The sequence below is a fragment of the Rhodococcus sp. (in: high G+C Gram-positive bacteria) genome, from assembly GCF_049299235.1.
Taxonomy (GTDB): domain Bacteria; phylum Actinomycetota; class Actinomycetes; order Mycobacteriales; family Mycobacteriaceae; genus Rhodococcus.
Window position 1 is genome coordinate 1 of record NZ_JBAQXC010000234.1, and the last position, 13749, is coordinate 13749.

Annotated in this window: 12 protein-coding genes and 1 pseudogene; 6 read left to right on the top strand and 7 right to left on the bottom strand. The window is 68.8% G+C overall.

The features are described 5' to 3' along the window. Positions 1-1142: GNAT family N-acetyltransferase (locus WAX14_RS13865; protein WP_422628637.1), on the top strand; the 1142-nt coding region annotated here is incomplete at its 5' end. A gap of 82 nt (positions 1143-1224) precedes the next feature. Further along, positions 1225-3255: an Hsp70 family protein gene (locus tag WAX14_RS13870; RefSeq protein WP_422628638.1), complete on the top strand. Its 2031-nt coding sequence runs from the start codon at positions 1225-1227 to the stop codon at positions 3253-3255. A gap of 32 nt (positions 3256-3287) precedes the next feature. Here the strand turns inward: WAX14_RS13870 and WAX14_RS13875 are convergent. The 5 genes and pseudogenes from WAX14_RS13875 to WAX14_RS13895 all read right to left on the bottom strand — a co-directional run bounded on the left by WAX14_RS13875 (position 3288) and on the right by WAX14_RS13895 (position 9214). Beyond that, a pseudogene (locus tag WAX14_RS13875) lies at positions 3288-4553 on the bottom strand (MFS transporter). 27 nt (positions 4554-4580) lie between these two features. Continuing rightward, positions 4581-4850: a GlsB/YeaQ/YmgE family stress response membrane protein gene (locus WAX14_RS13880; RefSeq protein ID WP_422628639.1), complete on the bottom strand. Its 270-nt coding sequence runs from the start codon at positions 4848-4850 to the stop codon at positions 4581-4583. A 157-nt stretch (positions 4851-5007) separates the two neighbouring features. Further along, complete coding sequence (locus WAX14_RS13885; RefSeq protein ID WP_422628640.1) at positions 5008-7335, bottom strand: FHA domain-containing protein; 2328 nt, start codon at positions 7333-7335, stop codon at positions 5008-5010. 16 nt (positions 7336-7351) lie between these two features. Then, positions 7352-8350, bottom strand: coding sequence for an NADPH:quinone reductase (locus WAX14_RS13890; protein ID WP_422628641.1), 999 nt, complete (start codon positions 8348-8350; stop codon positions 7352-7354). A gap of 75 nt (positions 8351-8425) precedes the next feature. Continuing rightward, positions 8426-9214, bottom strand: a complete 789-nt coding sequence (locus WAX14_RS13895; protein WP_422628642.1) for a helix-turn-helix domain-containing protein — start codon at positions 9212-9214, stop codon at positions 8426-8428. Positions 9215-9300: 86 nt separating this feature from the next. Here WAX14_RS13895 and WAX14_RS13900 point away from each other — a divergent pair, with 86 nt between their 5' ends. After that, positions 9301-9822, top strand: coding sequence for a VOC family protein (locus WAX14_RS13900; RefSeq protein ID WP_422628643.1), 522 nt, complete (start codon positions 9301-9303; stop codon positions 9820-9822). 7 nt (positions 9823-9829) lie between these two features. On the opposite strand, the gene WAX14_RS13905 is transcribed toward WAX14_RS13900, so the two are convergent. Together WAX14_RS13905 and WAX14_RS13910 are read right to left on the bottom strand one after the other, a co-directional pair. After that, positions 9830-10297, bottom strand: coding sequence for an SRPBCC family protein (locus tag WAX14_RS13905; RefSeq protein ID WP_422628644.1), 468 nt, complete (start codon positions 10295-10297; stop codon positions 9830-9832). Beyond that, positions 10294-10698: an ArsR/SmtB family transcription factor gene (locus tag WAX14_RS13910; RefSeq protein ID WP_422628645.1), complete on the bottom strand. Its 405-nt coding sequence runs from the start codon at positions 10696-10698 to the stop codon at positions 10294-10296. The genes WAX14_RS13905 and WAX14_RS13910 overlap by 4 nt, the downstream gene beginning before the upstream one ends. Before the next feature lie 124 nt (positions 10699-10822). Here WAX14_RS13910 and WAX14_RS13915 point away from each other — a divergent pair, with 124 nt between their 5' ends. From WAX14_RS13915 to recC, 3 genes are all read left to right on the top strand, one after another. Beyond that, a complete protein-coding gene (locus WAX14_RS13915) occupies positions 10823-11074 on the top strand; it encodes a S4 domain-containing protein (RefSeq protein ID WP_422628646.1) in 252 nt (83 codons plus the stop codon). A 12-nt stretch (positions 11075-11086) separates the two neighbouring features. Further along, positions 11087-11275: a DNA-binding protein gene (locus WAX14_RS13920; protein ID WP_422628647.1), complete on the top strand. Its 189-nt coding sequence runs from the start codon at positions 11087-11089 to the stop codon at positions 11273-11275. 109 nt (positions 11276-11384) lie between these two features. Beyond that, positions 11385-13749 (top strand): exodeoxyribonuclease V subunit gamma (gene recC, locus WAX14_RS13925; protein WP_422628648.1); only part of this gene is annotated, 2365 nt, incomplete at its 3' end.

The window sequence follows — 13749 nt, forward strand, 5'->3', positions numbered from 1 at the left end:
GCTGGGCGGAGGTCCTGGCGGCCGGCGGTGAGGTGATGCCCCGGTTCCCGCTGCCGCTGGGCACGGCCTCGCTGCACGCGGAACGCGTCGAAGTGCGCGACGTACTCGATGTCGACGACAGCGCCGCGCTCTCGGCGCAGGCCCGCGGCGACGGTGTCTCGACCCTCGCACTGGTGGTCGCGGCGATGACCGAGGTGACCCGCGAACTGGCAGGAATCCCGCTCCGAGCGGTATTTCCGGTGCACAGCCGGTACGACACGACCTGGCACGAGTCCGTCGGCTGGTTCATCACCAACTCGGTGCTCGAGTCGACCGACACCGATCCCACCGCCGCGGCGGCAGCGGTCAAAGAAGCCGTCCGGCTGGGGTCCTGGCCACTCGAGGACGTACTGCGCCCGTGGGGCGGGATGCCCGAGGCGCCGGGAATGTTCGCGATTTCCTGGCTGGATCTGCGCCGACTGCCCGTTCGGATCGACGCCACCGGACTCCAGGCGCAGTACGTCGGCGCGACGATCCGGACCGACGGTGTGATGCTCTGGTTCATCCTCGACGAGTCCGGTTTGCATCTGCGCTGTCGATACCCCGACACCCCCGAGGCACGCCGGAACGTCGGCACCTGGCTGGACCTGCTCATCGCGCGGCTGCGGTCGCGAGCACGCGCCTCGATCGGGGGACTCCTACACGTCGGCGACCGGACGTACCGGGTGCAGCGCGCCGGCCGCGTAGATGTGCCTGCGCTGGCGGCGCTCCTGTCCGACGATGAGAGCGGCCGGCGCCGTGTGGACGGTGAGATCGCCGCGTACGAGGAGGCATACGACGCCATCGTCCGGGACTCCGCGCACTACCTGGCCGTGGTGCGCGCCGACGACGACCGGATCGTCGGGACGATGCACCTGACCATCGTTCCGGGGCTGGCGCGCGGCGGCACCACCCGCCTGCAGATCGACGGGGTCCGGGTGGTGTCCGCCGAGCGTTCCCTCGGCGTCGGCACCGCGATGCTCGGGTGGGCGCACGAGCACGGACGGCACCGCGGCGCGACGTTCGCGCAGGTCACCACCGCACAGGCTCGCGACCGGACCGGCACCTTCTTTGCGCGACTCGGGTACGACGACTCGCACGTCGGGCTCGAACGGGCACTCTGAGGCGGGACGGACCGCTCATCCGGGAGCCGTCGTGTACGCCGGGTGACGGTGCGGCATGATGTTCCGGCACGGGACGAGTGGGTTGATCGAACGGGGAGTCATGGGCGGCTGGGCGTTGTCGATCGATTTCGGCACATCGAATACCGCGGCGGCGCACACCAGCGCGGTGTCCGGACGCATCGAAACGCTGTCGTTGACCCATCACGGCAACCTGCTGCCGTCGTCCGTGGCGGTCGGTGCCGGACAGACCGTCCTGACCGGTGCGGCAGCCGCAGCGGAAGCCGACCGGAATCCGGGTGCGTTCGTCACGTCCCCGAAACGGCTTGTCGGGCAGGTCCCGTCGGTTCGGGTCGGCGACACCGACGTCCCCGTCGACGCGCTGATCTCGGGGGTGCTCGCCACCGTCCTGGACCGGGCTCTGGCCGCCCACAACCGGCAGATGCCGGATCGGGTGGTGCTCACCCACCCGGAAGGCTGGTCGCCGAGTCAGGTCGCGGTGCTCGTCGCCGCAGCAGCCCGTGCCGGTATCGACCCGCGGACGGTCACCACCGTGTCCGAGCCGCGGGCCGCCGCTCACCACTACAGCCGGGCCACCAGTGCCGTGCAGGGCACGCGACTGGCGGTGTTCGACTTCGGCGGTGGAACTCTCGACGTCGCGGTACTCACCGCGACGGGCACCGGCACCTTCGAGGTCGTCGCCGCGCGGGGTGACAACAGCCTCGGCGGCAAGAATTTCGATGCCCGGTTGCACCGGTGGCTCGAAGCTGCTCTTGCGGAGAACGATTCCGAGGCCGTCGACGCGCTCCGGCACGCTCCGGCGCACGTGCAGCGGGCGGTCGACGAGCAGGTCCGGCGCGCGAAGGAGCTGTTGTCGGAATCGCCGAGTGCGTCGATTTCCGTCGACATCGGCCGGCATCGGCGTACCGTCTCGATCACCCGAGCCGAGTACGAGAGGCTGATCGCCGGGGACATCGACCGGGCCGCGGCGCTGGCGCGGGCAGCGTTCGCCGACGCCGGAGTGGCCCCCGGAGATCTCGCGGCTCTCTATCTGACCGGGGGATCGGCGGGCACCCCGCTGGTGCACACCCGCATCGGGCAGCTCGGGCCGATCGCGACGCTCGACGATCCGAAAACGGTTGTCGCGCAAGGCGCATTGCTCGCTGCTGGCGGGGTCCCCGTCGCCGACCGCCGCGATACCGCCGTGCTGGAACGGCCTGCGGCGCCTCCGCTTCCGCCGCAGCCGAGCGTCTTCCCGGTTCCGGTCGAGCCTGCCCCTCGGTCCGGTGCGCGGAAGACGTGGATGGTCGTCACCACGGTAGCCGCCGTGGTCCTCGTCGTCGCCGGTGCCGCGGCCGCGGTGGTGTGGAGTACATCCGGCGGCAGTGTCGCCGACGCGGGCGCGGCCGCGAGCAACGTCACCTCGACGTCGTCGCCGCGCGCCGACGGCCCTCCCGGCGCGACGACCACCGCTGTGCCGGTTCTGAAGTCCACACCGCGCGGGCTCCCGCCCACCGACATCCTCAGGGTCGGCACCCACATCGAACCCGGTGAATATGCGGTCCGGCCCTTGGATTCGTCGGGTGGCTACTGGGAGCGGCTGTCCTGTCTGAACGGGGACGTCGACTGCATCGTCGCCAACGATGTCGTGGAGGGAAACGGTTACGTGCGAATCCATCCGGACGATCTCGCCCTCGGCGTCCGCAATCTCGAACTGACGCCCATCACCAACGCGACAACGCCGCCGGCGACATCGACGACACGGCCACGAGCGACGCCGCCAGCGGCGGCGCCCACACTCGTCGGTACGGACAGTCAGGGTTTCGTCGATGTGCCGCAGGCCCGGTGCAACCACACCAATCCGGCGATCGCACTCGGCCGGACCACCGATTCGCTGGTGGTGGTGTGCGAGACCGGTGTCGGTCGGCTCTACTACCGGGGCGTGCGTCTCGACGACGGCGCCGGCATCGAGATCGACGACCCGAGCGCGACCGGATCGGGCTATACCGCAACCAATGATGATGTGCAGTATCAGATTTCAGCGTCCTCGCTGATCATCTCGGACGGCGCTACCGTTCTGGCCGAAGAGTCCATGCTCGAGTACTGGGCACGTTGACGTCCGGTGCGGCAGTCGGAACCGCGTTCCTTTCACGATGAATGGGCGAGTGGTCGCGTCGGCTTCCGCCAGACCCTGCGGATGCCCCGCGGGCCCGCACCCCGGTCGAGTGCGAGAAGCAGCACCGCGCACCCAATCCCCGACAGCACGACGCTGACCCCGAACAATGCGGGATATCCGAACAGGTCGCCGACCGCGCCGGCCGCGAAACCGGCGATGCCCTGCACGGTGACGATCGCGCACGCCATCAGCGTGTAGTCGCTGCCCGCGTGGTCGCGATCGGCGGCGTCCATCATCAGCGTGAATACCGCCACGGTCGCCGCGCCGCCGAGGATGTGTTCGGCCAGGCTCGCCGAGACGATCAGCCAGAACCCGCCTGCGCCGAGCGAGGCGAACAGATAGAGCATCAGACTCGCGGTCTGGGTCACGCCGCCGATCATCAGTGCCCGGCGGCGACCCCAGTGCGAACACAACCACGCACCGAGTGCCGCCCCCGCGAGCGCGCCCACCGACGACAGGACCCCCTTGACCAGGGCGATCTGCCCGAGTGACAGGCCGACATCGGACATGAACGGTCCGACCATCGCCGACCCCATCGAATCCCCGAACTTGAATCCACCGATGAGCAGGATGAACGCCACCATCCCCGGGCGACGCAGTCGCGTCCACCACCCGGCCGCCAACCGCACCGGTGTCGTCGTCTCCTGGGCGCTGCGCACGGCCGTGTGCCGCATCATTCACACCGGGATCGTCGTGAGGAGCAACAGCACCGACATCGCGACGAACAATGCTCGCCATCCCGCGATGGAGAACAACCACAGCAGTGCCCCGCCGCCCACGATCATGCCGATCCGGTATGCGCCGACCTGAATGCCGTTGCCGACCCCGCGTTCTCGCGGTCCGAGCAACTGGACGGCGAGGCCGTCGGTGGCGATGTCCTGAGTGGCCGAGATCGCGTTGACGACGGCAATCCCGATGAGCAGCCAGCGCAGCGACGACCCGAGGTCCAGCGCGGCCAAACCGAGGGTGACGGCCGCCGACAGCAACTGCAACGTCAGCAGCCAGCGACGACGGGTTCCGTAGTGGTCGACGTACGGCGCCCACAGAAACTTCAGCGCCCACGGCGCGAACAGGACGCCGGTCGCGCTGATCGCGAACAACGAGAACCCGGATTCGCGGAGGACCACCGGCAACGCCTGAGTGAAGAAACCGTAGGGGAGGCCCTGCGCGAAGTACAGGGCCGCGAGCAGTGCCACCGTGGACATCGGGATCGTGCCCCACCGGGCAGCAGACATCATGGGTGAAGGTTTCGCCGAGCGCAGGCCTCAGTCGGTGGGTGACGCCGCGCGGTTCTTCCACCACAACCACAGCGCGGTCACGATGACCGCACCGGCGATGGAACCGATGATTCCGCTGGGTCGCAACGCGAGACCGTCACCGGCGAGCAGACTGATGAGGAGGCCGCCGAGAAACGAACCGCCGACACCGGCGGCGAACGCCAGCGTCCAGTCGATCGTGGACTTGGACTTTCCCACGATGAGCTGTGCGACCGCACCGACGAGCACTCCGAAGAGGATGATCCCAATGAACAGCATGCCGGGAGTATAGGCAGCAGATCGCAGGGAACGCTGTGGACCGACGGGGGTGCACCCCGCGGTTTCCCGAGCGAGTCTCGTTCATTCGACCGGGTGATCCATGCGCTCACTCGCTCGGATGAGCGGAGGGGCGTACGGGCCGCGCGGTTGCTTCGGGCTACCCGGGTGCGCGGGTGAACGCCGACCGGTGACCACGCAGTCGCAGCCGGCTGTAGGTCACCAGTGCCAGCGCGACACCGATCAACACCAGCATCGCCATGCTGAGCAGCCACCACGACACGGCGTGCTGCCACAACGGGTCGTCCTCGGCTGTCGGGTCCTTCGCACGGAGATCGACGGTCGAGGCGGCCGCCGCATACCCCCACCGCGCCGCGAACAGCCACGACAACTGCTCGAGCACCACCCGGCCGGTGATGGGGATCAGGCCGCCGCTCATCACCAGTTGCACCATCACCGCCACCACCAGCATCGGCATGACCTGTTCGCTCGACCGGGCCACCGCGGACAGGGCCAGCCCGAGCACCACGCACGCACACGTGGTCATCGCGACGTCCACGACGAGTTCGACACCGCCGAAGGGAATCACCGAACCTGAACCGGGAATTCCCTTGCCCACCATGACCATCAGCACCAGCACGATCGATTGGACGAGCGCCGCGGCGCAGAACACCAGGATCTTGGCGGCGAGATACGCGGACGGTTGCAGCCCCGCCGCACGTTCACGGAAGTAGATCTGCCGCTCGCCGACGAGATCGCGCACCGTCAGAGACAGACCCATGAAGCACGCACCGAGGATCAGCAGGATGAGAATGAACGACAACTCGCCGGGTTCCGCACCCGGAGCCGGGACGCCGAACCCTGCATCACCCGGCACCAGGATCGTCAGACCGCCGAGCACGAACGGCAGCACAGACAGGAAGATCAGATAGCCGCGGTCCGCTCGGACGAGCCGGAACTGGCGTCGAGCGACCGTGCCGAGTTGCCGGATCCGGGATGTCCGTGCCGGACGGCCCAGCGGGCGGCGTTCCGTCGGCGGCGGCGCGTCGAACGTGGCGCCGCGAGCCAGATGGTCGGCATGCGCTGCATCGGGTTCGGCCGCGACCCGGGCGAAGATCTCGGCCCAGTCGGTACTGCCGAGCGCCGAACCCACCTGCGCGGGCGGACCGACGTATGCCGTCCGACCGCCGGGCGCCAGGAGCAGCACCTGATCGCACATCTCCAGATAGGACAGCGAGTGTGTGATCACGAGGATCACCCGGCCCAGGTCCGCCAGGTGCCGCAGAGTGGCCATGATCTGTCGGTCCAGGGCGGGGTCCAGACCGGACGTGGGTTCGTCGAGGATCAGCAGTGACGGTCCGGTGAGCAGTTCCAACGCCACCGACGCCCGTTTGCGTTGTCCGCCGGACAGTCGATCGACACGAGTGTCGGCATGCTCGGTGAGTTGCAACTCGGCCAGCACCGTCGCGATCACGTCGTCACGGTCGGTGCGTCCGGTGTCCGGTGGCAATCGCAGTTCCGCGGCATAGCCGAGTGCCTGCCGCACCGTGAGTTGCCGATGCACCACGTCGTCCTGCGGGACCAGTCCGATCCGCGACCGCAACACCTGATACTCCGAATGCACGTCGTGGCCCTCGAAATCGACGACGCCGTCGGTCGGGCTGCTGGTACCGGAGACGATCCTCGCGACCGTCGACTTGCCCGCTCCGGACGGGCCGATCACAGCGGTGAGGGTGCCGAGCGGGGCGGTCAGACTGACGTTGTCGAGCAGTCGTTGCCCACCGGAGATCGTCAGCCCGACGCCGTGCACCCGCAGCCCGACCGTGGTCGACGGCTCCTCGATCCGCGGCACGAGATTGTCCTCGTGCACCACCAGATCGGTGTTGCCGATGGTCACCACGTCGCCGTCGTGGATCGGTGTGCGCGTCACCGGTTCCCCGTCGACAAACGTTCCGTTGACACTGCCCAGATCCTCGATTTCGAGACCCGACGGGCCGCGATACAGGGCAGCGTGGACGCGGGAGGCGAGCACGTCGGACACCACGATGTCGCAGGTGCGGTCGCGCCCGACGGTTCGTCCGCCGGTGTCGACCGGTTGCCGGCGGCGCGGCGCGGGCCGCAGATCGTCGGCTCGCATCGTCCGTAACTGTTCGACCAAACCCTTGCGGGTTCGCGTCGCGGACGGATCGGACACGACGATCCGTAGTGAAGGCGCAGTGTAGGGACCGCCACAACACACCACGACGGACTCGGTCAGCGCGAGCCGTTCCACCCGGTGACCGTCCACGAATGTGCCGTTCTTGCTTCCCGAATCCGTGAGGTACCAGCCGTCGTCCCACTGCAGACGGGCATGCTCCCGGGAAACCATCGGATCGGCGATCGTGACCTCCATGGTCTCGTCCCGGCCGATGCGCACCTGCTCGGGCGCGTCCACGACGGTGCGGCCACCGTCCCACTCGATCACAACCCGGTCGTTTCCCGTGCTCATCGCCCAGGCCTCCCGTTCAGTGTTCGGGTCGAAGCACCAGACGGACGCCGCGCGCCTCGCCGGTTTCGAGGCGACGGTGTGCCTCGGCGGCGGCACTGAGCGGGAACTCCTCGATGTGCCGGGGTCGCAGCAGGCCGTCGGCGAGCAAGGTGGTGACGTGCCGTGCCGCCTCGGCCAGTTCGTCGACGGTGGCGTTGCTGATCACGAAGCCGAGCAGGCTGCGGTCGTGGGGGTAGAGGTCGCCGGCCCGGCATTCGAGCCGGCGGTCCATCCCGGCCATCACCACGATCCGGCCGCGCGTCGCGAGCACATCGAGGGTGCTCACGAGGCTGTGCCTGCCGGACGTGTCCACGAGTACATCGATGCCGTCCGGGGCAGCGGCCCGCAGACGCTCGGTCAGGTCGGGGTCCGCATAGTCCAGTACGGTCGCCGCACCCGACGACCGGCACCACTCGAAGTCCTCCGGACGCGCCGAGGCCAGTACCTGCGCGCCGGAGCGGGCCGCCATGACGGTCAGTGCCGATCCCACGTGCCCGGCGCCGCCGGCGATGAACACCGTGTCGACCGCGCGCAGCCCGGCGTGGGTGTACAACGCGAGGTGCGCGGTCGCCGCAGGGTGTGCGGATGCAACCACGACGATCGGATCGACCTGGTCCGGTAGCGAATACACGCGGTCGGCGGGTGCGGTGGTGTACTCCGAGGCCGGTCCCTGACGGCCGTTGTGCCCAAGACTGTTGCACCACACGCGGGTACCGATGTGCGGGGTGGTCACCTCGCCGCCGCAATCGACGACGGTACCGACGACGTCGCGGCCGAGCACGAACGGGAACGTCAGTGCGGTGGGGAAGGCACCGGACCGGACGAAGGTGTCCACGTTGTCGACGGCGACCGCCTCGACCCGCAGGAGCACATCGCGCGGTCCGCACCGTGGAATCGGCAACATGCCGTAGCGGATCGCGTCGGTACCACCGAGCGATTCGATATAGGCCGCGCGCATGTGTTCCGGGGCGGGCACGCATTCGATGGTACCGATCGGGCGGGCCGCGGTCGGCCCGTTCGACGAGCCTGCTCGGTCGACCGGCCGGTGTGCTCAGGGGCGGGTCAGTTCGCGGTACGTGCTCGGGTTGAATCCGAGAATGCGACGGAAGTCCGTGCACAGGTGTGCCTGGTCAGCGTACCCGAGGTCGGCGGCGACCTGCCCGATGGGAATCGCCGGATCGGTGCGCAGGCGCTGGGCGGCTTCTTGCAGGCGGTAGCGGCGGATCATCGCTGCCGGTGTCATGCCGACGTACCGCCGCGCGAGACGCTGCACACTGCGCACCGAGATCCCGAGCGTCTGCGCCAGGTGGTCGACGCGGGTCACGGCGAGGTCGGTGGCGATCACCTCCTCCATCGTGTTGGCGAGTGTGCCGTCGGTGTCCGGTGGGGCGAGACGATCGGCGACCCAGGCGGAGTACGCCGCGGACGCCCGAGTCCGCCGCGTCGCGCCGTCGTCGGCGGACATCGCCGCCGTCACAGCCCGGTGGAGTTCCGGTGCATCGTGCGGGATCTGCCGGTCGCGCACGATGCGCGGGTCGCCGATGAGGGATGGGACCGCAGCGGGTCGCAGCAGCGCACCGACGGCCCAGCCGGACCCGCGCAGGTCACGATGCGATCGTCGCGTCGTCGCTCCGGACAGCGTCACCCCGCCTGGTTCCACGGTGAGATTGGATGCGGGGAATGCCAGGATCTCCTGCCGGGATGTCCGGCCCGGTGCGAGCCGCCACTCCGGAATCCAGAACCATCGCACCAGACCCGCGAGTTCGGCGGGAGGTGCTTCGCGATGGAACGTGGGCAGCCGCGCCGGATACAGGACACCGCGTCGGTCGCCGTTCGTCACGTCTGTCCTTCCTGGAGCGCTGCCGTTCCCGGACACTGTCGCGAATCTACAAGCCACCTCCGACAGTCCGGCCCTACCGTCGTGGCATGAGCGAAAACATCATGACCGGAATCGGCGTCACCGGCGACCACACGACCGGCGGAGTCCCGCACGGATCGACCAGCCTGACGCCGTTCATCACTGTTCCTGCGGCCCGCGAGGCCATCGAGTTCTACCGTTCCGTGTTCGGCGCTCGGGTCGTCGATGTCACAGAGTCGGGCGGCATCGTTGTGCACGCCGAACTCGACTTCGGCTGCGGGAGAATGCAACTCGGCGAACCCAATTCCGACTACGGGCTCATCGCGGCGCCTGCGGGTGACGCCGACTGCTATTCGATCGGTCTGTACTGCTCGAACGTCGACGAGGTGGTCGCGCACGCCGAACGAGCGGGCGCGACCATCCGCGAACCGGTCGGTACGTTCGTTTCCGGAGACCGGTTCGCGTCGATCCGGGACCCTTTTGGGGTGCGGTGGTCCGTCATGACGCGGGTGGAGGACCTGTCGGAGGAGGACAGTGCCAGGCGGGTCGCCGAGTGGGTGGCCGAGCAGGCGGCGCCGGACGGCGGCTGAACCGACGTCACGCCGCCAGGAGACGATCCAGCGCGGAGTAGCTCTCGCTCAATCCGTCGGCCATGCCGCTCTGCATCATGCCGTCGCGCTCCTCGGCGGTGTGGAACAGACTGTCGGTGACGATCTTGGTGCGGCCGTCGCCGAGATCGACGAAAGTTGCGGTGTCGATCGAGACATAGCCGGGCATGCCGTCCCACTCGAACGTCTGGACGATGCGTTCCTTCGGGATGATCTCGCGGAACCGGCCTTCGAACCCGTGGGTGTCGCCGTCGGAGTGTTCGACGAACCGCCAGTGCCCTCCGCGTTCGAATTCGAATTTCTCGATGTCGACCCGGTTCCCGCGACCCCACCACCGAGCGATCAGGGCGGGGTCGGCATGGGCGGCCCACACCCGGTCGATCGGGGCATCGAAGACGCGCTCGATGTGGATTTCCCGGTCGCCGGGGGTGGTGACGGTGGTGTTCGGGGAGGTCATTGCTGCTCCTTCAAGTCGTCGCGAAGTGCTGTGTCGTCGCGAAGTGCTGTGTCGTCGAGAAGTGCTGTGTCGTCGAGAAGTGCTGTGTCGTCGAGAAATGCCGCGAGCCGGTCCATGCGGGCTTCGATCCTCCGGCGATGTCCGCCGATCCAGGCCGCCTCGTGGTCGAGTCGGTTGGGTCCGAGCGAGCACTGCCGCACGCGGCCCTGCTTCTCCGTCAGTACCAGGCCGCCCTCCTCGAGGAGTCGGATGTGTTTGGTGATGCCGGGCAAGCTCATGTCGAATCGTGCGGCCAGGTCGCTGACCGACGCGGGGCCGTTCGCCAGGTGCTCGAGGATTCCGCGCCGGGTGGGATCGGCCAGTGCCGCGAACGTCGAATTCAGATCCGAATACTGAACCATTCGGCTAAGTGTTGCACTGTGCTCGGCTGGAGTCAACGCCCACGCCCGGAAATTCCCGGATCGTTCATCGCGTCGTTCCGTGTGCGTGCACACGGCGACGCGCGCGCCCGGCATGCTCGCAGGCATGCCGACGCTCGTTCCCGACTCCGTGTTCGGCTTTCTGCAGGACAGCGGCCTCGCCGGATCACCCGGTGAAGCCGCGGCCCTGCTCATGGAGGGCCTGGTACGGATCAATCACCTGTCAGTCCGCAATCCCCGAGTCCATCTCACCCCCGGCGATGTCGTCTCGATCGTCGGAGACCCGCGCAGCGCGGTGTTCACATCCTCAGCCGAGGTGTGTTGCGGGCAACCGCTGCGCGCGCGGCGAACCCGGTAGAGACTGGCTCGTGTGACCGGACACCCGCTGCCGAAAACCTCGGCTCCCGCCCAGCGTGCGCTCGACGACATCGGCGTCGCGAACCTCGACGACCTCACTCGGTACACCGAGCGTGACCTGCTCGCGTTGCACGGGATGGGTCCGAAGGCGGTCCGCATCCTGCGCGACGAGCTCACACGCCACGGCCTGAGCTTCGCATAGCGAGGTCGCGCCCCGATCCTCCGACTCCGGGAGGTGCGGGTTCGTGCTCGATGTCCGACCGGTGTGATAGACCGCTGGGGAACACCGGACGACGTCGAGGAGGACATGCGTGCTGACGCTGCACCGCGCCGAGCGCGCCGAGATTCTCGCCGATGCGCTGGCCGGGCTGCTCGCGACACCACCGCCCGACCCGTTGGTGCGGGAGGTGGTCGCCGTCCCGGCCCGCGGGATGGAACGGTGGCTCACCCAGCGACTGTCCGCTGCGCTCGGCACGACGGAAGGCGACGGCATTGCCGCGAACATCGACTTCCCGTCACCTGCCAGGCTGGTCGACGATGCGCTGTCCGCGGCTGCAGGCACCACTCTCGAGAACGACCCGTGGCACCCGTCCCGCGTGTTGTGGGCGCTGCTCACCGTGATCGACGAGTGTGTCGGCGAGCCGTGGTGCGCGGTGTTGTCCCGCCATCTCGGGCACGGCCGCGACGACTTCCGCGCCGGTCGCCGGTATGCGACTGCCGCGCACCTGGCCGAGCTGATGCGCGGCTACGGCACCCAGCGCCCGCAGATGCTGGTGGACTGGGCTGCCGGAGCCGACACGGACGGTGTCGGTGCGCCGCTCGGCGAGCACCTGCGGTGGCAGGCCGAACTGTGGCGCAGGCTCCGCGCACGCATCGGCAGCGACAGCCCCGCGCAGCGACTCGATGCGGCCTGCTCGCGGCTACGCACCGAGCCGGGTGTCGTGAACCTACCGGAACGACTCTCGCTGTTCGGCCCGACCCGGCTGACCACGGCGCAGCTCGCGGTCATCGGCGCGCTCGGCGAGCAGCGCGATGTGCATCTGTGGCTGCCGCATCCGAGCCCGGCGATGTGGCGGGCACTGTCGGCTGCGCCGGCGATACGGCGGCGAGCGCACGACGACAGCGCCCTCGCGGTGCACCATCCGCTCCTCGCCGCCCTTGCCCGCGACATCCGGGAATTCCAGACGCGCCTGAACGTCCTCGACGCCACCGATGTGGACCACGGCTCGGGCGAGTCCGGCGACACCCTGCTCGGCCGGCTGCAGGCCGATATCCGCGCCGACCGCATCCCGGTCGCCGGTGCCGCACCCGTCGACGGCACCGTGCAGATCCACGCATGCCACGGGCCGACCCGCCAAGTCGAGGTGCTGCGCGAGTCGCTGCTGCACCTGTTCCGTGACGATCCGACCCTCGAACCTCGCGACGTCATCGTCATGTGCCCGGACGTCGAGACCTATGCTCCGCTCGTCCACGCCGCGTTCGGTCAGGGCGTCGCGGGCCATCCGGGCCACGGTCTGCGGGTGCGCGTCGCCGACCGGGGGTTGCGTCGCACCAACCCGGTGCTCGCCGTCGTCGCGACCCTGCTCGACCTCGCCGATGCCCGCGTCACCGCAAGCGAGGTCCTCGACCTGGCCGCGGCCCCGCCGGTGCGCCGCCGGTTCCGATTCACCGACGACGACCTGGAACGTCTGCAGGAATGGACCGTGGAGACCGGCGCCCGCTGGGGTCTGGCCAAGGGTCAGCGTGCCGCCGTCGGGCTCGGTGACTTCCCGCAGAACACGTTCGGCACTGCAGTCGACCGGCTCCTGCTCGGGGTGGCAGCCGACGATTCGCAGAGCGAATGGCTTTCGCTCGCTTTGCCGTTCGATGATGTGGACAGCAACGACATCGATCGTGCGGGGCGGTTCGCCGAATTCATCGACCGAGTGCACTCGGTGCTGCACAGCCTTCGAGGTTTCAAGTTCGCAACCCGGTGGTCCACGGACCTGGCCCGGGCCGTCGACCTGCTCGCCGACGTCGCACCGGTCGACGGCTGGCAACTCGTCCAGGCGCATCGCGAACTCGCAGCGGCCGTCGAACACAGCGGCGACGCACAACTCCGGCTCGCCGATGTGCGGGCCATGCTCGCGAGCCGGCTCGCGGGCAGGCCCACCCGGTCGAACTTCCGCACGGGCGAGCTCACGGTCTGCACGATGGTGCCGATGCGATCGGTTCCACATCGCGTGGTGGTGCTGCTCGGACTCGACGACGAACATTTCCCGCGCGGCACCCACATCGACGGCGACGATGTGACTGCTGTCGATGCCGTTGTGGGGGAACGTGATCCACGAAGTGAGGATCGACAGCTCCTACTCGACGCGCTGATGTCCGCCCGCGACCGGGTGCTGCTGTTCCACACCGGCGCCGACCCTGTCACCGGAGCGACGCGCCCACCGGCGGTCCCGCTCAGCGAACTGCGCGACGTCGTTGCCGCAATGACCGGTACCGCGCGGTCGGGGGACGGGCGGAACGAGGAACCAGGCGGCATCGTGACACGACATCCGTTGCAGCCGTTCGACCCCCGCAGCTTCCGGGCGGACGCACCGTTCAGCTTCGATGCCGCGGCCTTTATCGTTGCCCACAACCACCCATCGGGCGATCCCTCCCCTTCCCCGGAGGACATAAACGTCACACGCC

Coding starts and splice junctions, on each gene's coding strand:
- WAX14_RS13900 (WP_422628643.1), top strand. CDS start 9,301: ATGAGCGAAAACATCATGACCGGAATCGGCGTCACCGGCGACCACACG.
- WAX14_RS13880 (WP_422628639.1), bottom strand. CDS start 4,850: ATGCTGTTCATTGGGATCATCCTCTTCGGAGTGCTCGTCGGTGCGGTC.
- WAX14_RS13915 (WP_422628646.1), top strand. CDS start 10,823: ATGCCGACGCTCGTTCCCGACTCCGTGTTCGGCTTTCTGCAGGACAGC.
- WAX14_RS13910 (WP_422628645.1), bottom strand. CDS start 10,698: ATGGTTCAGTATTCGGATCTGAATTCGACGTTCGCGGCACTGGCCGAT.
- WAX14_RS13885 (WP_422628640.1), bottom strand. CDS start 7,335: ATGAGCACGGGAAACGACCGGGTTGTGATCGAGTGGGACGGTGGCCGC.
- WAX14_RS13905 (WP_422628644.1), bottom strand. CDS start 10,297: ATGACCTCCCCGAACACCACCGTCACCACCCCCGGCGACCGGGAAATC.